General features: G+C 72.7%; 20 protein-coding genes and 1 pseudogene. 9 read left to right on the top strand and 12 right to left on the bottom strand.

Annotated elements, in window-relative coordinates; translation table 11 throughout:
• Positions 1-55 precede the first annotated feature (55 nt).
• Positions 56-1,795 carry an MFS transporter gene (locus ACZ3KJ_RS03565; protein ID WP_467524235.1) on the bottom strand — a complete coding sequence of 580 codons (1,740 nt, stop codon included), beginning with the start codon at positions 1,793-1,795 and terminating at the stop codon, positions 56-58.
• Positions 1,796-2,115: 320 nt separating this feature from the next.
• Here ACZ3KJ_RS03565 and ACZ3KJ_RS03560 point away from each other — a divergent pair, with 320 nt between their 5' ends.
• The 3 genes from ACZ3KJ_RS03560 (at position 2,116) to ACZ3KJ_RS03550 (ending at position 6,158) form a co-directional block, all read left to right on the top strand.
• Positions 2,116-3,615, top strand: coding sequence for an MFS transporter (locus ACZ3KJ_RS03560; protein WP_467524233.1), 1,500 nt, complete (start codon positions 2,116-2,118; stop codon positions 3,613-3,615).
• A 630-nt stretch (positions 3,616-4,245) separates the two neighbouring features.
• Positions 4,246-5,187 (top strand): N-acetylmuramoyl-L-alanine amidase, encoded by a 942-nt coding sequence (locus ACZ3KJ_RS03555; protein WP_467524232.1) that lies wholly within the window; start codon positions 4,246-4,248, stop codon positions 5,185-5,187.
• A gap of 170 nt (positions 5,188-5,357) precedes the next feature.
• Positions 5,358-6,158 (top strand): hypothetical protein, encoded by an 801-nt coding sequence (locus tag ACZ3KJ_RS03550; RefSeq protein ID WP_467524230.1) that lies wholly within the window; start codon positions 5,358-5,360, stop codon positions 6,156-6,158.
• A 138-nt stretch (positions 6,159-6,296) separates the two neighbouring features.
• Here ACZ3KJ_RS03550 and ACZ3KJ_RS03545 read toward each other — a convergent pair whose 3' ends face one another.
• The 5 genes and pseudogenes from ACZ3KJ_RS03545 to ACZ3KJ_RS03525 form a co-directional block, all read right to left on the bottom strand.
• Positions 6,297-7,079, bottom strand: coding sequence for a hypothetical protein (locus ACZ3KJ_RS03545; RefSeq protein ID WP_467524228.1), 783 nt, complete (start codon positions 7,077-7,079; stop codon positions 6,297-6,299).
• On the bottom strand, positions 7,066-7,791 hold the full coding sequence (locus tag ACZ3KJ_RS03540; RefSeq protein WP_467524800.1) for a vWA domain-containing protein: 726 nt from the start codon (positions 7,789-7,791) through the stop codon (positions 7,066-7,068). The genes ACZ3KJ_RS03545 and ACZ3KJ_RS03540 overlap by 14 nt, the downstream gene beginning before the upstream one ends.
• Before the next feature lie 15 nt (positions 7,792-7,806).
• A pseudogene (locus tag ACZ3KJ_RS03535) lies at positions 7,807-8,406 on the bottom strand (substrate-binding domain-containing protein); the annotation flags it as partial.
• A 30-nt stretch (positions 8,407-8,436) separates the two neighbouring features.
• Entirely contained in the window at positions 8,437-8,652 is a 216-nt protein-coding gene (locus tag ACZ3KJ_RS03530) for a hypothetical protein (protein WP_467524226.1), read from the bottom strand.
• Positions 8,649-9,989 (bottom strand): hypothetical protein, encoded by a 1,341-nt coding sequence (locus ACZ3KJ_RS03525; RefSeq protein ID WP_467524225.1) that lies wholly within the window; start codon positions 9,987-9,989, stop codon positions 8,649-8,651. Before ACZ3KJ_RS03525 ends, ACZ3KJ_RS03530 begins: the two co-directional genes overlap by 4 nt.
• 168 nt (positions 9,990-10,157) lie before the next feature.
• Here ACZ3KJ_RS03525 and ACZ3KJ_RS03520 point away from each other — a divergent pair, with 168 nt between their 5' ends.
• Entirely contained in the window at positions 10,158-10,451 is a 294-nt protein-coding gene (locus ACZ3KJ_RS03520; RefSeq protein ID WP_389511844.1) for a hypothetical protein, read from the top strand.
• Positions 10,452-10,591: 140 nt separating this feature from the next.
• On the opposite strand, the gene ACZ3KJ_RS03515 is transcribed toward ACZ3KJ_RS03520, so the two are convergent.
• Genes ACZ3KJ_RS03515 through ACZ3KJ_RS03505 form a run of 3 tightly spaced genes read right to left on the bottom strand, consistent with a single transcriptional unit; the run spans position 10,592 to position 13,889 of the window.
• On the bottom strand, positions 10,592-11,662 hold the full coding sequence (locus tag ACZ3KJ_RS03515) for a prenyltransferase/squalene oxidase repeat-containing protein (protein WP_389511845.1): 1,071 nt from the start codon (positions 11,660-11,662) through the stop codon (positions 10,592-10,594).
• A complete protein-coding gene (locus ACZ3KJ_RS03510) occupies positions 11,659-12,429 on the bottom strand; it encodes a class I SAM-dependent methyltransferase (RefSeq protein WP_467524224.1) in 771 nt (256 codons plus the stop codon). Before ACZ3KJ_RS03510 ends, ACZ3KJ_RS03515 begins: the two co-directional genes overlap by 4 nt.
• Positions 12,423-13,889 (bottom strand): glycosyltransferase family 4 protein, encoded by a 1,467-nt coding sequence (locus tag ACZ3KJ_RS03505; RefSeq protein WP_467524223.1) that lies wholly within the window; start codon positions 13,887-13,889, stop codon positions 12,423-12,425. Before ACZ3KJ_RS03505 ends, ACZ3KJ_RS03510 begins: the two co-directional genes overlap by 7 nt.
• Positions 13,890-14,148: 259 nt before the next feature.
• Between ACZ3KJ_RS03505 and ACZ3KJ_RS03500 the strand changes: the two genes are divergently transcribed.
• From ACZ3KJ_RS03500 to ACZ3KJ_RS03485, 4 genes are all read left to right on the top strand, one after another.
• A complete protein-coding gene (locus ACZ3KJ_RS03500) occupies positions 14,149-14,811 on the top strand; it encodes a TetR family transcriptional regulator (protein WP_467524222.1) in 663 nt (220 codons plus the stop codon).
• Between the two features lie 405 nt (positions 14,812-15,216).
• Positions 15,217-15,531 carry a hypothetical protein gene (locus tag ACZ3KJ_RS03495; RefSeq protein ID WP_467524220.1) on the top strand — a complete coding sequence of 105 codons (315 nt, stop codon included), beginning with the start codon at positions 15,217-15,219 and terminating at the stop codon, positions 15,529-15,531.
• Between the two features lie 438 nt (positions 15,532-15,969).
• Positions 15,970-16,389 carry an aggregation-promoting factor C-terminal-like domain-containing protein gene (locus tag ACZ3KJ_RS03490; RefSeq protein ID WP_467524218.1) on the top strand — a complete coding sequence of 140 codons (420 nt, stop codon included), beginning with the start codon at positions 15,970-15,972 and terminating at the stop codon, positions 16,387-16,389.
• A 98-nt stretch (positions 16,390-16,487) separates the two neighbouring features.
• Positions 16,488-17,177: a YoaK family protein gene (locus ACZ3KJ_RS03485; protein ID WP_467524217.1), complete on the top strand. Its 690-nt coding sequence runs from the start codon at positions 16,488-16,490 to the stop codon at positions 17,175-17,177.
• A gap of 13 nt (positions 17,178-17,190) precedes the next feature.
• Here ACZ3KJ_RS03485 and ACZ3KJ_RS03480 read toward each other — a convergent pair whose 3' ends face one another.
• On the bottom strand, positions 17,191-17,388 hold the full coding sequence (locus tag ACZ3KJ_RS03480) for a DUF397 domain-containing protein (protein WP_467524216.1): 198 nt from the start codon (positions 17,386-17,388) through the stop codon (positions 17,191-17,193).
• Complete coding sequence (locus ACZ3KJ_RS03475; protein WP_467524215.1) at positions 17,360-18,208, bottom strand: helix-turn-helix domain-containing protein; 849 nt, start codon at positions 18,206-18,208, stop codon at positions 17,360-17,362. The genes ACZ3KJ_RS03480 and ACZ3KJ_RS03475 overlap by 29 nt, the downstream gene beginning before the upstream one ends.
• 91 nt (positions 18,209-18,299) lie before the next feature.
• Between ACZ3KJ_RS03475 and ACZ3KJ_RS03470 the strand changes: the two genes are divergently transcribed.
• Positions 18,300-18,749, top strand: a complete 450-nt coding sequence (locus ACZ3KJ_RS03470) for an ATP-binding protein (RefSeq protein ID WP_467524214.1) — start codon at positions 18,300-18,302, stop codon at positions 18,747-18,749.
• Positions 18,750-18,770: 21 nt separating this feature from the next.
• On the opposite strand, the gene sigJ is transcribed toward ACZ3KJ_RS03470, so the two are convergent.
• Complete coding sequence (sigJ, locus tag ACZ3KJ_RS03465) at positions 18,771-19,673, bottom strand: RNA polymerase sigma factor SigJ (RefSeq protein WP_467524213.1); 903 nt, start codon at positions 19,671-19,673, stop codon at positions 18,771-18,773.
• Between the last annotated feature and the right edge of the window lie 25 nt (positions 19,674-19,698).

Here is a 19,698-nt window from a genome sequence, read left to right as displayed (position 1 = left end):
ACGGGGGTGCGGCAGGGGGGTGCGGCGAGCAGGCTCCGAGGCCCGAGCGGTCTTCCTACGCGGTGACCGTCTCTCCCGGCAGCGCCAGGTCCACGTCGACCGGGCGGTCGTCGCCGGTGTGGGTCGCGGCGGAGGCGTGGGGGCCGTGGCCGGTGGCCCGGGCGGCGAGGACGTAGGAGCCCTGGGCGGGGACGGTGAGGGCGTAGCTGCCGTCCTCGGCGGACAGGGTGGCGCCGGCCTGCCGGCCGCGGCGGTCGATGAGGGTGACCCTGGCGCGGGCGACCGGGGTGCCGCCGGCGTCCAGGACGCGGCCGCGGAAGGCCCGCAGGGCGGCCTCGGCGCGCTCCAGGTTGGCGTCCTCCTCGCTGCTGGCGCGCAGCTGCGGCGCGGCCGACGGGGTGCGGCCGGGCAGGAGGAGGGCCAGGACGAGGCCCACGGCGACGGCGGCGGTGGCGATCAGGAAGGAGACGCGGAAGCCGTGCAGGGTGGGGACGGCGACGCCGTTCACGGTGTGCGCGGTGTTGGCGAGCACCATGCCGATGACGGCGCTGGAGACGGAGGTGCCGATGGACCGCATCAGCGTGTTCAGGCCGTTGGCCGCGCCGGTCTCGGAGGCGGGGACGGCGCCGACGATCAGCGCGGGCAGGGACGAGTAGGCGAGGCCGATGCCGGCGCCGAGGACCACCGCGATGACCAGGCTCTGCCAGGCGGCGCTCATCAGGCCGAGGCCGGCGCCGTAGCCGATGGCGATGATCAGCATGCCGAGGATCAGCGTGAGCTTGGGGCCGTAGCGGGCGGACAGCCGGGCGTAGACGGGCGCGGTGAACATCATCGTCAGGCCGAGCGGGGCGACGAGCAGGCCCGCGGTGACCATCGACTGGCCGAGGCCATAGCCGGTGCCGGTCGGCAGCTGGAGCAGTTGCGGCAGGACGAGGGAGACGACGTAGAAGCTGACGCCGACCATGATCGAGGCGAGGTTGGTGAGGAGGACCTCGCGGCGGGCGGTGGTCCGCAGGTCGACCAGCGGGGCCTTCAGGCGCAGCTCCATCACGCCCCACAGGACGAGGACGGCCGCCGCCGCGGCGAACAGGCCGAGCGTGGTGGCGGAGGTCCAGCCCCAGTCGCTGCCCTTGGTGATGGGCAGCAGGAAGAGGACGAGTCCGGCGGTCAGGCCGAGCGCGCCGGGCAGGTCGAAGGAGCCCTCGGCGCGCGCCGGGGACTCGGGGACGACGAGGAGGGTGAGGGCGATGGCGAGGACGCCGAGGCCGGCGGCGCCGTAGAAGAGGGTGTGCCAGTCGCTGTGCTGGGCGACCAGGGCCGCGGCGGGCAGGGCGAGGCCGCCGCCGACGCCGATGGAGGAGCTCATCAGGGCCATGGCCGAGCCGAGCCGTTCGCGCGGCAGCATGTCGCGCATCAGCCCGATGCCGAGCGGGATGGCGCCCATCGCGAAGCCCTGGAGGGTGCGGCCGGCGATCATCGTGAGCAGGTCGCTGGTGACGGCGCTGACCAGCGCGCCGACGACCATCACGGCGAGGCTGAGGATCAGCATGCGCCGCTTGCCGTACAGGTCGCCCAGACGGCCCATGATGGGCGTGGCCACGGCGCCGGAGAGCAGGGTGGAGGTCAGGACCCAGGTGGCGTCGCTGGGGGCGGTGCCCAGGAGCTGCGGCAGGTCCTTGACGACCGGGACGAGCAGGGTCTGCATCACCGCGACCACGATGCCCGCGAAGGCGAGCACCGGGACTACGGCACCGTTCGCTCCGCGTCGGGGCCGGTCGGTCGGCGTGTGCGTCATGAAGGGGGGCCTCCAGGCCTGAGGTGAGGAGAGGTGAGGGTGAGGGGTGAAACGGGGGGAGGATGCGCGTGCGGGATACGTGCATGATGAACCACGTATGCATGAGCAACTATTCCGATGCTTCGGCACACTAACGAAATCTTGACCTTCTCTTGGGAGAGAGCGCCCACCGAGGACCAGCCGAGGACTTACCGGGGACCTGCCGAGGACCTGCCGGGGACCTACCGGGGACCTGCCGAGGACCTGCCGGGGACCTACCGCGCTGCGGCCCGAGACCTACGCCGGAATCCCGATGCAAGGGGCGACAGTGCCCTGAGACCATGACGTCCATGCCCGAAGCGACCGACACCGTGCCACCGCCCCGCCGCCCCGTCTCCCCTGCCTCCCCCTCCTCCCCCGCCTGGCTCGTCGTCGCGCTCGCCTGCGCCGGGCAGTTCCTCGTCGTCCTCGACGTCTCCGTCGTGAACGTGGCGCTGCCGTCGATGCGGGCGGACCTGGGGATGGGCGCCGCGGGCCTCCAGTGGGTGGTGAACGCGTACGCCATCTCCTTCGCCGGGTTCCTGCTGCTCGGCGGACGGGCCGGTGACCTGTACGGGCGCAAGCGGATGTTCCTGGTCGGGCTCGCCCTGTTCACGGTGGCCTCGCTGGCCGGCGGGCTGGCCCGGGACGACTGGCAGCTGCTGCTCGCGCGGGCCGTGCAGGGGCTGGGCGCGGCCGTACTGGCCCCCGCCACGCTGACGATCGTCACCGCCGCCGTCCCGGAGGGCGCGGCACGGGCCCGGGCGATCGCGACCTGGACCGCCGTCGGAGCGGGCGGCGGCGCCGCGGGCGGGCTCGTCGGCGGCGTGCTGGTCGACCTGCTGTCGTGGCGCTGGGTGCTGCTGATCAACGTGCCGGTCGGAGCGGTCGTCCTGGCCGGCGCCCTCGCCCTGCTGACCGAGAGCCGGGCCGGTGACGGCCGCCGCCTCGACCTGCCGGGCGCCCTGCTGGTGACGGCCGGGCTGGCCACCCTGGCGTACGGGATCTCCCGGACGGAGGCCGAGGGGTGGACCGCGGCGGCGGTGCTGGTGCCGCTGGCCGCCGGGCTCGCGCTGATCGCCCTGTTCCTGGCCGTCGAGGCCCGCACGGCGGCCCCGCTGATGCCGCTCGGGCTGCTGCGGCTGCGTCCGGTGGCCTCGGCGAACACGGCGATGTTCCTGACCGGCTCGGCCATGTTCTGCATGTGGTACTTCATGACGCTGTACGCGCAGAACGCGCTCGGCTACACACCGCTGGAGGCGGGCCTGGCGCTGATGCCCAGCTCCCTGGCCGTCGTCCTCGGCTCGAAGCTCGCGCCCCGCCTCATGCGGGCGGCCGGGGCGCGCACCGTGGCCGCGCTGGGCGCGCTGGTCGCGGCGGCCGGGTTCGGCTGGCAGTCGACGATGAGCGCCGACGGCGCCTACCTCACCGCGATCATGCTGCCGGGCGTTCTGATGATGCTGGGCGCGGGCCTGTCGGCGACCCCGCTCGCCGCGCTCGCCACCTCCGGGGCGGCGCCGGGCGAGGCCGGTCTGGTCTCCGGGCTGGTCAACACCTCCCGCACGATGGGCGGTTCGCTGGGCCTGGCGGTGCTGTCGACGGTGGCCGCCGCCCGCACCGACGGCCGCGCCACGCCGGAGGCGCTGACCGAGGGCTACGCGCTGGCGTTCCGCACGGGCACGGGGGTGCTGCTCGCGGCGGCGGCGCTGATGCTGGTGTGGCTGCCGCGGAGGCCGGCGACGGGCACCCCGGCCGCCGAGGCCTCCTCGGCCGCGGAGGGTTCCCGGACACCCGTGAAGTGAGGCGCCGGCGGCCGGCCGACCGGCGGCGCCGTACACGGCTCCCGCGCCGGGGGGCGACGGCTCCGGCACGGCCCGCCGGGGCGACGGCCCCGGGGCGACGACTCCGATGCGGGCCCCGGGCCGGCGGCCCCGGTCGGACGCCCGGGGCCGCCGTACCCACGAGTCCCCCTCCGGCCGAACCGCCACCCTCCGGCCACCGCCCCTCGGGCCACCACTCCTCCCGCCGCCACCCTCCGGCCCCCAGCCCTCCCACCGCTGCCCCTCCGGCCCCCGGTCCTCCCGCCGCTGCCCCTCCGGCCCACAGCCCTCCCGCCGCTGCCGTCCGACCCCCAGCCCTCCCGCCGCTGCCCGCCCGGCCCCCGGCCCTCCGGCCGCCACTCCCCCGATCGCCGCCCCTCCGATCGCCGCCCCTCCGGCGCCACTCCCCCAGCCGCCGCTCCTCCCCCACCCCTCCAGCCGCCACCCCTCCGGCGCCCCCAGCCGCCACCCCTCCGTCGCCCTCAGCCGCCACCTCTCCGGCCCACAGCACTCCAGCCGCCCCCCTCCGGCCCGCAGCATTCCAGCCCGGCCGCCACCCCTCCGGCCGTCGCCCCCGGGGCGCGGTCCACGGTCCCCGCTAGGGTGGCACGCGTGTCGTACACAGGCCCGGAATTCGATCATCCGCTCCCCCGGCGCTCGCGGCTGCGCCGCCCCCTCGCCGTGGCGCTCGCCGTGCTCGTGCCCGGCGCGCTGCTCGGGTGGCTGGGGTACGAGGCGCTGGGCGGGGCGGGGGACGGCGGGGCGGGCCGGGTGACGGGGGCCGCGTCGGGCGGGCCGGGGGCGACGGCGGGCGGCGCCGACGGCGACGGGAAGTCCGCCGTCTCCGGATCGCCGTCCGCCGCGGCCACGGCCACGGCCGCCTCCCTCGCGGGCAAGGTCGTCGTCATCGACCCGGGCCACAACCCGACCAACTTCCGGCACCCCGACGAGATCAACAGCAAGGTGGACGTCGGCACCCACCGCAAGGAGTGCGACACCACCGGCACCTCCACCAACTCCGGTTACAGCGAGGCCGCGTTCACCCTGGACGTGGCGCACCGGCTGAGCGCCCTGCTGCGACGGCAGGGCGCCACGGTGACGCTGACGCAGGACGCGGACCGGCCCTACGGCCCCTGCGTCGACGAGCGCGCCCGGATCGGGAACGCCGCGCACGCCGACGCGGTCGTCTCGATCCACGCCGACGGCTCGGGGGCCGGCAACCGCGGCTACCACGTGATCCTGCCGGGCGAGGTGCACGCGGGCGCCGCCGACACCCGTGCCGTCGTGGGCCCTTCGCGGGAGCTCGGGAAGCTGATCGCCACGGACTTCGGGCGCGTCACGGGCAGCGCCCCCTCCAACTACGTCGGCGACGGCAGCGGTCTCGTCACACGCGAGGACCTGGGCGGTCTCAATCTGTCAACGGTTCCCAAGGTGTTCATCGAGTGCGGCAACATGCGCGATAGCAAGGACGCGGCGCTGTTGACCAGCGGCGCCTGGCGACAGAAGGCGGCGCAAGGGATCTCTGAGGGAATCGTGAGTTTCCTGCGCGGGTAGCGATCGGCGCACTGATCCCGGCGGACAGTCCGATCGTGTGGACGATAGTGTCGTCCGTACGATCAGGGGCCGCCCCCGCGCTTCCCACCCGGGCCTGACGGCGACATGGTGACAGCGACGCCTCTACCGATGCGTGGACCGATGACGAGACGACTGACGAAGGACCTGAAGTGAATATCCGCTCCCTCACTCGAGGCGACGGCGTGGTGATCGGAGCAGCGGTATTGCTGTTCATCGCGTCGTTCCTGGACACGTTCGACGGCTCCGGTGACGACGTCCCCAACGCCTGGGACAACCTCGGCCTCCTGATGAGCATGTACATCGGTGGGATCCTCGGGGCGGCGCTGATCGTCGTCGCCCGCGCGCTCCCGCAGCCGCGCAAGGTCGCCGGCCTCGACCTCGGCCAGTTGGGCGTCGCGCTGGCCGTCTTCGCCGCGTGGACGTCGTTCTGGTCGATCATCGACCCGCTGGGCGCGTTCACCGACGCCTTCGACGGCGCGGACATCGACACCGGCGCCGGCCTCATCCTCGGCCTGATCGCCGCCCTGCTGCTGGCCGCGGCCGCCATCGCCGGCCCGCTGGTGCCGGCCCTCCAGGCCGCGCTGATCCCGGCCCCGAAGCCGCCGACGCCGCAGCCCTACGGCGCCCAGCCGCCCGGTGGTTACGGCTACCCGGGCGCGCAGCAGCCGCCGTTCGGCGGGCAGCCGCAGCAGGGCCAGCCGGGACAGCCGCCGTTCGGCGCGCAGCCGGGCCCGGCGCAGCCGCCGGCCCCGGACTTCTCGCCGTTCTGGTTCGCCGTGCCGGTGCCGCGTCCGCTGTTCGCGGAGGACGGCGCGCCCACCCCGATCGCCGAACTGGCGCCCGGCACCTGGTACCTGGCCGTCGAGCAGGGCGCCCAGGGTCTCGTCGCGCAGACCCAGGACGGCCGGCGCGGCGTCCTGCGGGACACCTCCGGCATCCAGCGCGGCTGAGCCCCCGTCCCGGCCCGCACCACCGCACCACCCCGCACCACCGCACGGCCCCTCGCCCTTCCGGGCGGGGGGCCGTCGCCGTGTCACCGCGCATCGCATAGCTGACGAAACGTCAGCATGTTTCGGCCGCAGAAGACTTCAGAGGAATATCGCGATCGGGTTCAGTGTCAGCTCGCCCCGGTCGCGGTTCCAGGTCGGTACCTTGCCGAGGCAGCGGGCCTGGAACTCGCCGGTGAAGTAGTCGGCGTTCTGGAAGCCCTCGCGCACCCCGGCCGCCTCGCAGACGATCCGCACCCGCGCGGGCGGCCGCCCGGTGCCGTACCGGGCGCTCAGCACGATGTCGCCGTTCTCCGCGCGCACCGCCGTGAACCGGCCGGTGACCGAGACGAACGCCGAGGCGACGCCGACGGCGGTCAGCGGCACCCGGCCGTCGCCGCCCTGGTCGCCCAGGGAGTCCTCGAGCGCCCGGTTGGGGGTGACCACGCCGGTGGTGAGGTCGGCGTGCACGACGGCGTCCTCCTTGCGCATGGTGTCCATCAGCAGCCGGATCACCGTGATCGGCGTGCTCTGCTGGATGTAGGCGGTGACGCGTTCCTTGGTGACCTGGCGGTGCGCCCCGCCCGAGCCGGCGAGACCCAGCCGGGCCCGTAGCCCGATGCCGGTGTCGACGTTCATCCGGTCGGCGACCTCCGCCTCCAGCGCGTCGGCGAACCCGCCGTACTGGTAGAGGTCCATGACCCGTTTGTCGTGCAGGAAGAAGCACATGCCGTGGACGGTGCGCCCGTCGTCGCGGCGGCGGCGTGAGCGGCCCAGGCGCAGCAGGGCGTGCCGGGCCACGACGGCCAGGGACGCCGCGGTCACCGTCCAGACGACCAGCCACGGCCACCACAGGCCCCACCACTGACTGTCAATGACACCCACGGATCTCCTTGAACGCGTCGGAGAGCGAGGAGAGGCCGGCGTCGACCACGCGGCCGCCGGTCGCCGTGGCGACCCGCTCCAGGGCGCCGGCGTCGGCCTCTCCGAACGGGACGGGAAAGGTGGGCACCGCGTCGGCCGCGGACCCGAGCCGGTCGTGCCGGCTCAGGAACTCGGCGTACGACAGGCCCGCGTTGTTCTCGCCGTCCGTCATCAGCACGACGGCGACGGGCCGTTCGGGCGCGGCCCGTACGGCGTCGGTGGCGATGCGGTATCCGCGGTCGAGGGCCGACCAGACGGCGGTGGCGTCGTCGAAGCCGCCGTCCGCGACGATCCGGTCGAGGGTGCGCAGGTCGGCGTCGGAGCGGACGGTGACCGTGCGCTCCTGGAGCACCCGGCCGCCGAAGCGGACGACGGTGAGGCGCTCGCCCCGGTAGAAGCGGGCGAACTTGCCGGTGGCGGACCGGTCGGCGCCGCTCAGGTCCGCGAAGGCGGCCCGCAGGGCGGCGATGCGCTCGCCGCGCATGGACGTGGAGAAGTCCAGCACGAACACGACCTGGTCGCCGGTGGCGTGCACCGGATCGCCGTAGTCGTCGACGAGCCGCTCCACGATGGACAGCCGGTCGGGGAAGGACAGGGCGTTGCCGACGGGCGCGCGCAGTTCGCGGGAGGGCTGGACGTCCTGGTTGACGGGCCGGCGGTGGGTGCGCCGCATCAGCTCGCGCTGGACGTCGGCGCCGAGCAGCCAGTCGACGACCTTGCCGTACGCCGCGCGCTCGCCGGGGTCGAGGAGGAGCAGCGGGAAGTCGGAGAGGACCATGCCGTCGTCCGGGTGGACGATCTCCAGCGGGCGGTCGAGCCGGCCCTGGGCGTTGAGGGTGAGCAGTTCGGACTCGTGGGCGATCAGGGCGTCGGCGGCGTCCTGGTGGGCGACGTAGGTGTCGATCAGTGCGCGCGAGCTGGCGCCGGTGAGGGTCTGGCCGGAGCGGAAGCCGCGCAGCCGGTCGCAGGAGACGTCCTCCTCCCGGAGGGCGCCGCCGGTGTCGGCGGCCGCGGTGGCGACGCCGACGAGCGCGGCCCGCCCGGTGTCGCTGCGCCGGGGGTCGGCCATGCCGAAGCGTACGGTGCCGTCGGCGGCGGCGTCCGCGAGGTCGGCCCAGGAGATCCGGCCGCCGGGGGCCCGTTCGCGCAGCGCGTCGGCGGTGTCCGGGGTGAGTCCGACGACGACGGGCGAGCGCATGATCGCGGTGGACTCGGGCCGGGTGAGGCGGCCCGCCGAGTCCTGGACGCGCAGTTGGAAGGAGCGGTCGGAGGCGAGCCAGGCCAGGTCGTAGGTCGCCTTCTCGCCGGCGGCGGGCGGCTAGCCGGCGAGGTCGGCGGTCGCCGTGTAGTCCATCTCCAGCTCGACGCCGGTCTCCTCCTCCAGCCGGTCCAGCAGCGGTGCCACGTCGGCCAGTTCGGGGCTGGCCAGCACCCGCAGGGTGACCTGGTCGTCGTCCGTGGTGCAGGCCGGGGTGAGGGTGGTCAGCAGGGCGAGGGCGAGGGCGGCCACGAGGGTGCCGGGGCGCCGCGTCACGGGGTGTCCTGGGCGGGCGGCGGGCAGTTGCCGACGTGGTCGATGATCCGTTCCAGGACGTCCAGTTCGGGTTCGTAGGACTTGGTCTGGTCGCTGTTGGGGACGGGCTCCTGTATGCCGTGGTCGCGCAGGTAGGCGCCGAGGCGCTCGCCGGTGCCGTCCTCGCCGGAGACCCGGACGCGGAAGCCCAGTTCGATGGCCCGGTCGCGGAGTTCCTCGTTGTCCTGGAGCAGTTGGACCAGCCGGTCGCCCTGGTCGGTGAGGGAGATGAGCTGGGGCTCGGTGAGGGCGTAGGGCGTGGGGTAGAGCAGGACGCGGTTGGTGTCCTGCTTGTCGTGCTGCTCGTGGTAGGTGATCTGGTGGGCCAGGTACTGGTGCTCGTAGAGGAGGGAGATGGGCGCGATGCTCTCGCCGAGGTCGGAGAAGTAGCTGTCGGCCTGTTCGTCGGCCCACATGCCCTGGAGGTTGATCAGGGGCTTGATCTTCGCGGCGAGTGCGGTGACCGCGTCCGCCGCGAGCCGGGGGTCGTCGGTGTTCTGCGTGCCGGGGGTGCTGTTCCGGTTGGCGACGAAGGCGAGGAGGCTGAGGTAGGTGCCGGCGGAGTTGGACTCGCAGACGTCGGAGGTGCGCACCAGGACCCGGCCGCCGTTGCTGCGGCCGCCGTCGCCGCTGCCGTCGTCGCCGCTGCCGTCGTCGCGGTCGTAGCCGATGCCGTTCCAGGTGTCGGCGCCCTCGACGCGGCCGTCGCCGTCCTGGTCGGCTGTGGCCTTGCCGTCCTCGCGGCCGTCGAGCAGGGTCATGAACGCGGCCATGTCGAGGTCGTAGTAGAGGGTGGGGCCGCCGTCGGGGTTCTCCTGCGGGGTGGCCACGCCGGTCTTCACCAGGGTCTCGGCGTAGGCCCGGAAGGTGCCGAGGACCAGGGGCGTGACGAACGGGCGGACCGAGCGGACGGACTTCTCCTGCCGGTCGAGGACGAGTTTCGCGGCGGGCTGCCCGGAGGGGAAGACGACGTCCATGTCCGTCAGGGACTGGGTGGCGATGCCCCGGGAGCCCAGGCGGTGGATGTCGACGCGTAACCCGTGTTCGAGCAACAGCCGTTGGACTTCCGGGTCTTTGAAGAAGTCGGATTTGGAGGCCATCCGCGCCTCCAGGGTGGTGATCCGCTCGAAGGGGCGGAACGTGTTGCCCGAGACGGTCAGGGAGAGCAGGCCCGCCAGCGCCAGCACCAGCGCGACGACGACGCGGCGGGGGACGGGACGGCGTCTGGCCTGGCGCGTGGTGAGCCGCGGCTCTTCCGGCGCGGGTCTACCGGTGTGGGCTCGTGCGGTGTCGGACAACGGCCCTCCTGCCACTCAAGGGGCCAGGATCATCAACCACGTGTTCGAACGATGTCCCCCGGAAGGGGGAACTCCATACCAACGACGGGAGAACCGAGGCCAAGGGGCGGCGGGAACCGGCGGGAACCGGCTGGGTTTCATCCCGCTTCGAACGGCAAACCGAACAGCATGTCACCTCGATATCGGAACGGTGCGAACCAGGCCGGTACGGTCATCGCCGTCGTGGCCGACGTCATGGCCCTCATCCTGGGCCTGTGGATCCTCATGTACCTGCTGGACGCCAACCGGGGCAACGACTTCGTGCAGCTCGTGCACGACGTGGCCCGCTGGCTGGCGGGCTGGTCGCACGACCTGTTCACGTTCGACGAGGCGTGGGCGCGGGTCGTCGCGGGCTACGGTCTGGCGGCGGTGGTCTACCTGTTCGTGGGCCACGCGATCGCCAACCGGGTCCACCGCCACTGAGCCCCGCCGTTCGCGGTCCGGTCCCACCGGCACTGAGCCCCGCGCCCGAAGGGGCGCGGGGAACTGCGCGACCAGCCACCGACGGCCCGCACCCGACGCACGACAGCGACCCATGGGGCCCGAGATGCGCCCGCCGGAGGCTAACCGCAGCAGTCCGGGTCCAGTCCCGCCGGCAGGCGCTCGCCGCCGAACACCGCACAGGTGGCCTCGTGGCCGCCGAGCGCGGCGACCGCCAGCAGCAGGGAGCCGGCCGTCCACGTGGTCAGCTCCCGCGGCCAGATCGCCTCGTCCTCGAAGACGTAGCCGGTCCAGTACAGGCCCGATGCGGCGTCCCGCAGATGCTGGATGGACTGGAGGATGTCCAGCGCGCGGTCGGACTCGCCCATCGCCCAGAGCGTCAGGGCGAGTTCGGCCGACTCACCGCCCGTCACCCACGGGTTGGGCACCACGCACCGCACGCCCAGCCCCGGCACGACGAACTTCTCCCACGCCTCCTCGATGCGGGCCTTGGCCTCCGCACCGGTGAGCGCGCCGCCCAGGACCGGGTAGTACCAGTCCATCGAGTAGCGCCCCTTGTCCAGGAACCGCTCCGGGTGCCGGCGCAGGGCGTGCCGCAGCGCGCCCGCCGCCAGTTCCCAGTCCGGCTGCGGTTCCTCCCGCTGCTCGGCGATCGCCAGCGCACAGCGCAGCGCCTGGTGGATCGAGGAGGAGCCGGTCAGCAGCGCGTCCGTGGTGGCGGTGCCGTCGTCGTCGCGCCGCCAGCCGATCTGGCCGCCGGGCTGCTGGAGCCGCAGCACGTACTCGACGGCCGCGTGGACGACCGGCCACATGCGGTCCAGGAACACGTCGTCGCCGGTGGACAGGTAGTGGTGCCACACGCCCACGGCGACGTAGGCGACGAAGTTCGTCTCCCGGCCCCGGTCGGTGACGTCGTCGAAGGCGCCGTCGGCGTAGGCCGCGTACCAGGAGCCGTCCTCGTTCTGGTGCCGGGCGAGCCAGGCGTACGCCCGCTCGGCGGCCTCGTGCTCGCCCGCCGCGTCGAGGGCCATCGCGGCCTCGGTGTGGTCCCACGGGTCGAGGTGGTGTCCCCGGAACCACGGGATCGCGCCGTCCTCCCGCTGTACGGCGAGGATGCCGCGGACGGTCTCGGCGGCCTGCTCGGCGGTGAGCACCCCGGGCAGGACCAGGTGTTCCGTCCGGGGAGTGGTCACCGCGCGTCCACGGCGGGATCCACAGCAGCATCCACGGCGGGGCTCACGGCGGGCAGGTGCGGCTTGGTCGCGTAGGCCACGAAGCTCTTGCCGATCAGCGGGTTCAGCGCCTGCTCGGCGACCCGGGTGGCCAGCGGCTTCTTCATGATGTCCCAGACCAGCAGCTTGTGGTACGCCCGCACCGGCAGCGCCTTGTCGTTGTCGACGCCGAACGCGCACTTCAGCCACCAGTACGGCGAGTGCAGCGCGTGCGCGTGATGGGTGCCGTACGGCTTCAGGCCGGCCTCGCGGATCTTCGCGAGCAGCTCGTCCGCCTTGTAGATGCGGATGTGGCCGCCCTCGACCTCGTGGTAGGCGTCGGACAGGGCCCAGCAGACCTTCTCGGGGCCGTAGCGCGGGACGGTGATCGCGATCCGGCCGCCCGGCTTGAGGACGCGCACCATCTCGGCGAGGACGCCCTTGTCGTCGGGGATGTGCTCCATCACCTCGGAGATGATGACGACGTCGAAGGACTCGTCGGGGAAAGGCAGCGCGAGGGCGTCGCCCTCCATGGCGGTGGCGGTGGCGCCCTCGGGGGCCTCGCCGGCCTCCTTCATCGCCGCGAACCACTTGGCGACCTCGCGGATCTCCTCGCCGTTCTGGTCCAGCGCCACGACCCGGGCGCCGCGCCGGTAACACTCGAAGGCGTGCCGGCCGGCTCCGCAGCCGAGGTCCAGGACACGGTCGCCGGGGGCGAGCGGGAACCGGGAGAAGTCGACGGTCAGCACGTGGCCCTGCTTTCGCGGTCGGATTCAACGTCAACGGCGACGGCTTCGGAGGCGGTCGCGGCCGTGGGGGTGGTCCGGGGCGCCGTGCGGCTCGTGCGCACCGTGGTGCCGGTGTCCGGCCCGGCCGGGCGCGGGGAACGTCCGCCGCCCGCCCGTTCGACGGCCTCGCGGTAGCGGGCCACGGTGCCCTCGGCGGCCCGCGCCCAGGTGAACCGTTCCAGCACCCGTTCCCGTCCGGCCGCGCCGAGGCGGGCCCGCAGCGCGGGGTCGGCCAGCAGCCGGCCGAGGGCGGTGGCCAGGGCGCCTGAGTCGCCCGGCGCGACCGCGAGGCAGGTCTCCCCGTCGCGCCCGGCGACCTCGGGAATGGCGCCGCCGGTGGTGGCGACGAGCGGGGTCCCGGTCGCCATGGCCTCGGCGGCCGGCAGGGAGAAGCCCTCGTACAGGGACGGCACGCAGGCGACCTCCGCCGAGCGCACCAGGTCGACGAGTTCGGCGTCGGAGATGCCCTTGACGAACTCGACGGCGCCTTCGAGGCCGTAGCGCTCGACGGCCTGGGCGACGGGCCCCTCCTGGGGCCGCTTGCCGACGACGACGAGGTGGGCGTCCGGGTGCTCGGTGCGGACCTTGGCGAGCGCCTCGACGAGGAAGACCAGGCCCTTGAGCGGTACGTCCGCGCTGGACGTCGTCACGATCCGGCCGGGTATGACGGGCACCGACGGGTCGGGCGAGAACAGGTCGGTGTCGGCGCCGATGTGCACGACGTGGACGCGGTCCTCGCGGACGCCGAGGTGGTCGACGATCTCCTGGCGCGAGGAGCCGGAGACGGTGAGCACGGACGGCAGACGGCGCGCGACGCGCTTCTGCATGCGGGTGAAGGCGTACCAGCGGCGCACGGACCAGCGGCGCTGCCGGCTCTCGGCGGCGTCGAGCTCCAACTGCCGGTCGACGGTGATGGGGTGGTGGATGGTGGTGACGAGCGGGGCGCCGACGTCTCCCAACAGCCCGTATCCCAGCGTCTGGTTGTCGTGGACGACGTCGAACGCGCCGCGCCGGGCGCGCAGATGGCGGCGGGCGCGCAGCGAGAAGGTCAGCGGCTCGGGGAAGCCGCCGGTCCACATCGTGGCGACCTCCAGCGCGTCGATCCAGTCGCGGTACTCGTCCCGTCCCGGCGTGCGGAAGGGGTCGGGCTGGCGGTACAGGTCGAGACTGGGCAGCTCGGTGAGGGTGAGGCGTGCGGCGAGGTCGTCGCCGAGGTCGTCGAGGACGGGGTACGGCTGGGAGCCGATGACCTCGACCCGGTGGCCGAGGCGGACGAGTTCGCGGGAGAGGTGCCGTACGTAGACGCCCTGGCCGCCGCAGAACGGGTTCCCCTTGTAGGTGAGGAGCGCGATGTCGAGCGGTCGCCCGCCGTCCGCGGCGAGGGCCTGCCCAGGCCCCGCCTGACTGGCCTCAGCGGTCACTCCGGCCCCCTTCTGCCTGCACTGTCCCGCGAGACTACGACGGGACGTTAATCTAGAACAAGTTTCAGACTTGATCGTTCGGGAGGCTCCGAATCTACCGGCAGGTAGGGATGCGCGGAGCAGTGGATCAGGTGATTCACGCCACGGCCGGGCGCCGCCCTGGACCGCGGTGTGACCGCACACCCTCACCGACCGTCACGGAGCGGGCCCCACGACCGGACCCATGACGGGACCCATGACTGCGGAAGTGACCGGACCCATGACTGCGGAAGCCAAGGGGGACAAGGTGGAAGCCAGTACCGCGCGCCCGGCCTCGCCGCCCCTCACCGAGCGGCAGGAGGCCCGCCGCCGGCGCATCCTGCACGCGAGCGCGCGGCTGGCGGGCCGCGGCGGTTTCGACGCGGTCCAGATGCGGGAGGTCGCCGAGTCCTCCCAGGTCGCCCTGGGCACCCTCTACCGCTACTTCCCGTCCAAGGTGCACCTGCTGGTCGCCACCATGCAGGACCAGCTGGAGCACCTGCACGGCACGCTGCGCAAGAGGCCCCCGACGGGCGACACCCCGGCCGAGCGGGTGGCGGTGACCCTGATGCGCGCCTTCCGCGCCCTCCAGCGCGAGCCCCATCTCGCCGAGGCGATGGTCCGCGCGCTCACCTTCGCCGACCGCAGCGTCAGCCCCGAGGTCGACCAGGTCTCCCGTCAGACGACGGCGATCATCCTCGACGCGATGGACCTCACCGGCGACCCGACGCCCGCGCAGCTCTCCGCGGTCCGCGTCATCGAGCACACCTGGCACTCGGCGCTCATCACCTGGCTCTCCGGGCGGGCCTCCATCGCCCAGGTGCGCATCGACATCGAGACGGCGTGCCGGCTGATCGAGGTGACGGACCCGCGGGCGCGTACGGAGAAAAACCCGCGCACGTGAAAACCTACGAGACGGGTTCCCTGCGCCGGTATTACCCGGATCAGGTAATGGGGGTCGCCGTCCGGCTCGACTACCGCCTTCCGGCCTCTCAGCCCGACCGTCGCTGTCGGCCACCGGCGGATGCCGTAACTCCCGTCACGGCGTCTCGCCGAAGTCGGCTACTCCGGTCGAACTCCCTCACTCGCCTCGTAGGCCACTACCAGAATAGAACGCCCATAGTGTGATGCAACCCCCATAATGGAAGATTTTTCGGCTCGCACACGGCGGGTCGACCGGAGCGCCAGGGGGTACGGCGGAGGAGTCGGGGCACCCTCACGAGCAGGGGTGCGGGACGCGCCCCGGCGGGTCGCCACTGGAGCGCCCCGCGCCGCCCGACCCCCCGACCGGGAGAGGCACCCGCCGACCATGAACGTCCGCCGCAGCGCAGCAGCCCTGGCCGCCACCACGGTGATCGCGGCGGCCGCACCCGCCACGGCCGCCGACCCGGCCACGCCCGCGCCGCCGCCGATGGCCACCGCCACCTACACCCAGCTCGCCCTCACGACGGGACCGACACCGGCGGCGGCGCAGGCATCGGACGACGGCAGCAACAAGGACGACTCCAAGGCCATCGAGGACTCCGAGGACTCCGACGACGGCTACGGCACCTGGTGGACCGTCGGGGCCTTCCTCGTCGCAGGCATCGGCATCGGCTTCCTGATCAGCGGCCGCCGGAAGTAGCCGTGCCACGCCGCGCCGGGCGGCCTTGGAGGCGCCGGTCACATGTGAACCCTCTGGAACGGTGAGCACTCGTGTGCGGCGCGTGAGACGAGCGCCGGGGACCGGTGAAGCACCGCACATGACGCAGGTCACCTACGACCCAGCCTAGTTGGACAATTCGGACGTCATGCACACGCAGATCCGGCCCCTGACCTGCGCATTGAGAGCCGGCTCACAGACACCCCGGGCCGACCACATGCGGCCACAACTAGTAAAAGCGGTCATTGCGGACACCCATCCGCCCTGCTTCTCTGGATGACGTCGCACGGCACCGACGAGCCCCCGGGCCTCGGCGCCATCGCATGCCAGCCACCCACCGCACCTCACGCGGTCCGGCCACGTACCGCGTGATTCCGGCATGCCTCGCGACACCACCGTCCCCGAGGAAAAAGGTTCTCCGTGTCCGTCTCCGTCATCCGCCGCATCGCCTCCCCCAAGAAGACCCTCACCGCCGTCGCCGTGGCCGCCGCCACCGCCGGCATGGCCCTGACCGCGGCACCCGCCCAGGCGGCCCCCGCCATGGCGTCCGCCTCCGAGGCCCAGGCGATCGCGCACCAGATGATCCCGGACGCCGCACAGTTCAACGCGTTCAGCAAGATCGTCCAGCACGAGAGCAACTGGGACGTCGACGCCACCAACGCCTCCTCCGGCGCCTACGGCCTCGTCCAGGCCCTCCCCGGCTCCAAGATGGCCTCCGCCGGCTCCGACTGGAAGACCAACGCCAAGACCCAGATCAAGTGGGGTCTGGACTACATGAACTCCCGCTACGGCAGCCCGACCGGCGCCTGGTCCTTCTGGCAGGCGAACGGCTGGTACTGATCCCGGCCCTACGCCCCCTCTGACGCGAAAGCGGCGGTCCCCGATCCCCGGACCGCCGCTTTCGCCCTTTTTACACCGCCTTGTGATCAACTGACCGGATGACCCCCGAGCCCCCGGCACCGGACGCGCCCGACCCCGAAGCCCGCGGTCTGCGGCTCGTCCCCGTCCTGCTCGTCCTGACCCTGGCCAGCGGACTGATCGACGCCGTCAGCTTCCTCGGCCTGCATCACATCTTCGTCGCGAACATGACCGGCAACGTCCTCGTCGTCGGCTTCGCCGCGGCAGGCGCCCCCGGCTTCTCGGTCCGCCACTCCCTGACCTCGCTGGCCTGCTTCCTCGCGGGCGCCGTCGCCGGGGGCCGCGTGATCCACGGCGTCGGCTCGCACCGCCTGTGGACCCGCCTGGCACTGGCCGTGGAAGCCGTCTTCCTGGCGGCCGCGGCGGGCGTCGCCCTCACCGCACCGGACGACGCCCCCGCCACGATCTACACGGTGATCGTCCTGACCGCCTTCGCCCTGGGCCTGCGCACGGCCACCGTCCGCAGACTGGGCGTGCCCGACCTCCCCACGACGGTCCTCACGATGACCCTGACCGGCATGGCGTCCGAGTCCCACGCGGGCGGCGGCCACGGCACCCGATTCCGCCGCCGCGCGACAGCCGTGGCGTCCCTGTTCGCGGGCGGCCTCCTCGGCGCCTGGCTCCTGCTCCACCACGGCCTGGGCGTGCCCCTGCTGCTGGCGGCCCTCCTGTCGGGCGCACTGGCCTTGACGGCGTCGGGCCGCCCCTGAACGCCCCGCGCGATCACTCAGCGGCGGCAGCCCCGACCCAGGAGGCGAACGCCGAGAAGGTGGCGGGCCGGAGAGTGAGCATCGGACCCGCCGGGGCCTTGGAGTCACGCACGGCGACGGTGGCGACGGACGTCTCGGCGATCTCGACACAATCACCACCCTGGTCACCGCTGTACGACGACTTACGCCACTGGATCCCCGTCAGAGTCACGTCGTTCCCCATAGCGCTCCTCCATCACTCGCCGGATCAGCTCCGCCGAACCCTTGAGGGACAGTGCGGCAGCTCGCAGATGATCGTAACGGAGTGAACAGTCCTTGACGGTGTCCGGATTCGCGGACGGATGCCCGCTGCCGTATCCCTCCGTATAGACGATGGCGGGGTCACTCGCGAAGCGGTAGAGATTGAATGAGCCTTGCGAACCGGCGTGCGCCCCGGCGGAGAACGGCATCACCTGGACGTTGATCCGTGGATTGCGCTCGAACGACACCAGACTGGCGAGTTGCTCCCGCATGACCACCGGACCGCCGATTTCCTGGTGCAACGCTGCTTCACAGAGCACCACCCAGAGGATCGGCGGTTCACCCTTCTCGAAGATGCGTTGCCGGGCCAACCGGACGGCGGTGCGGTCGTCGAGGTCGGTCTCGTCCAGCACGCCGAGTACGGCGCGCACGTAGCCCGGGGTTTGCAGCAGACCGTGGATCAGGTGGGTCTGAAAGGTACAGATCTCGGTGGCGCGAGCCTCCAGTTCGGCCACCTGCCGGAACCAGGCCGGAAGTTGACTACGGAGCACCAGCTCAACCAGCCGAGACAGTAAACCCCCCGTCCCCAGGGCCGCATCTGCCCGCTCACTGAACTCGACGGTCGGCACCTTCCTCGCGGTCTCGATCTGCCCCACCAACGACCCGGTGTAGTTGAGGATGTCGCCGAGTTGCCGCTGGCTGAGCCCGGCGGCCTCCCTCAGTCGACGCAGCTCGAAGCCGTAGTAGTCGAGCGGTGAGGCTCCAGGGTCAAGGACGTTGATGTTGGTCACGCGAGGCCCCTCTCACGCAGCGCTGTACACACTTGAACGCGTTGTGTTCAAGCGGTAGCCCAGAGTAGTGGCGCCAGGTCACGCTCGTACCGTGAACGAATACTTTCCCTCCGTCCTCGCCTCCCCCGTGCCCACCCGGCACCGCCTGACGCTCACGGCCGGCGAGCACTCGGCCCGCCACATCCGCCGCATCGCACGGGGGCACTTGGAGGACTGGGACCTGGAACACCTCACGGACGCGGTCGAGTTGGCGCTGACGGAACTGATCGCCAACGTGGTCCGCCACGTCCCAGACCGCCGCTGCGAGGTGGTGATCCAGAAGCGGGAGTCCGGGGTCCGGGTGGAGGTGAGGGACGAGGACGACCGGCTGCCACGCGCGGCGACGGCGCCGGACCCGACCTCGGAGAGCGGCCGGGGCCTGCTCCTCGTGGCTGCGGTCACGGACAGGTGGGGGGTGTCACCGGTACCCGGGGGCGGGAAGACGGTGTGGTTCGAGTGCCTGCCGGACGAACCGCCACCTTGTGCGGCGCCCCACCGGTGACGTTGCCTCAGCAACAGCCGACTACCGGCCGTCCCGCGCCCACGGCCGCAGCTTCGCCGGATTGCGGACCGCCCAGATCCGGGTGACGCGGCCGTCGGCGACGTCCAACGAGGCCACGGTCATGACGACGCCGTCGCGCTGGGCCACCAGGCCCGGAGCGCCGTTGACCGACCGCTCCAGGAGTTCGAGCCCCGGAGACTTGTCGGCGATGGCGACCATGTACTGGGCGATGCGGGCGCCGCCTTCGACCGGGCGCAGGACGGTACCGACCATGCCGCCGCCGTCGGCGGTCATCACGGCGGCCGGGTCGAGGAGTCCGACCAGGGCCGCGATGTCCTTCCTCTCCCATGCCTCTTTGAAGTGCCGCACCACGTCGGCCTGCCCGGCCGCCGTCACCGGTGCGCGCACGGCGCCGACCCGCCGCCGGGCGGAGGCCGCCAGCTGCTTGCAGGCAGCGGGGGTCCGGCCGAGGACGCCGGCGATCTCGGCGAAGGGGTAACGGAAGACGTCGTGCAGGACGAACGCCACCCGCTCGGCGGGCGTCATCGACTCCAGGACGACGAGGAAGGCCATGGTCACCGATTCGTCCAGGACGATCTGGTCGGCGAGGTCGGTACCGTGGCCGTGGTCCCACTCGGCGCGGTCGGGCAACGGCTCGGGCAGCCACGCACCGACATAGCGTTCACGCCGAGCCCGCGCCGAGCCCAGCACGTCCAGGCAGATACGGCCGGTCACCGTCGTCAGCCAGGCACCAGGGGCCACGATCTCCTCCCGCCGACCCCGCGGAAGCGCGTACCAGCGCGCGTAAGCCTCCTGCACGGCGTCCTCGGCCTCGGCCAGTGAACCGAGCAACCGGTAGGCGACATTCATCAGTTGGCGCCGCTCGTCGGCTGTCTCATCAGTGCTCGTCCCAGCCATCCCCATGCTCCCGGCCGCCGCCTCGCCTTAC

This window comes from Streptomyces sp. NPDC003248 (assembly GCF_055563235.1).
The sequence above is the reverse complement of the archived record's forward strand: the minus strand, read 5'-3'. Positions and strand labels throughout refer to the sequence as shown.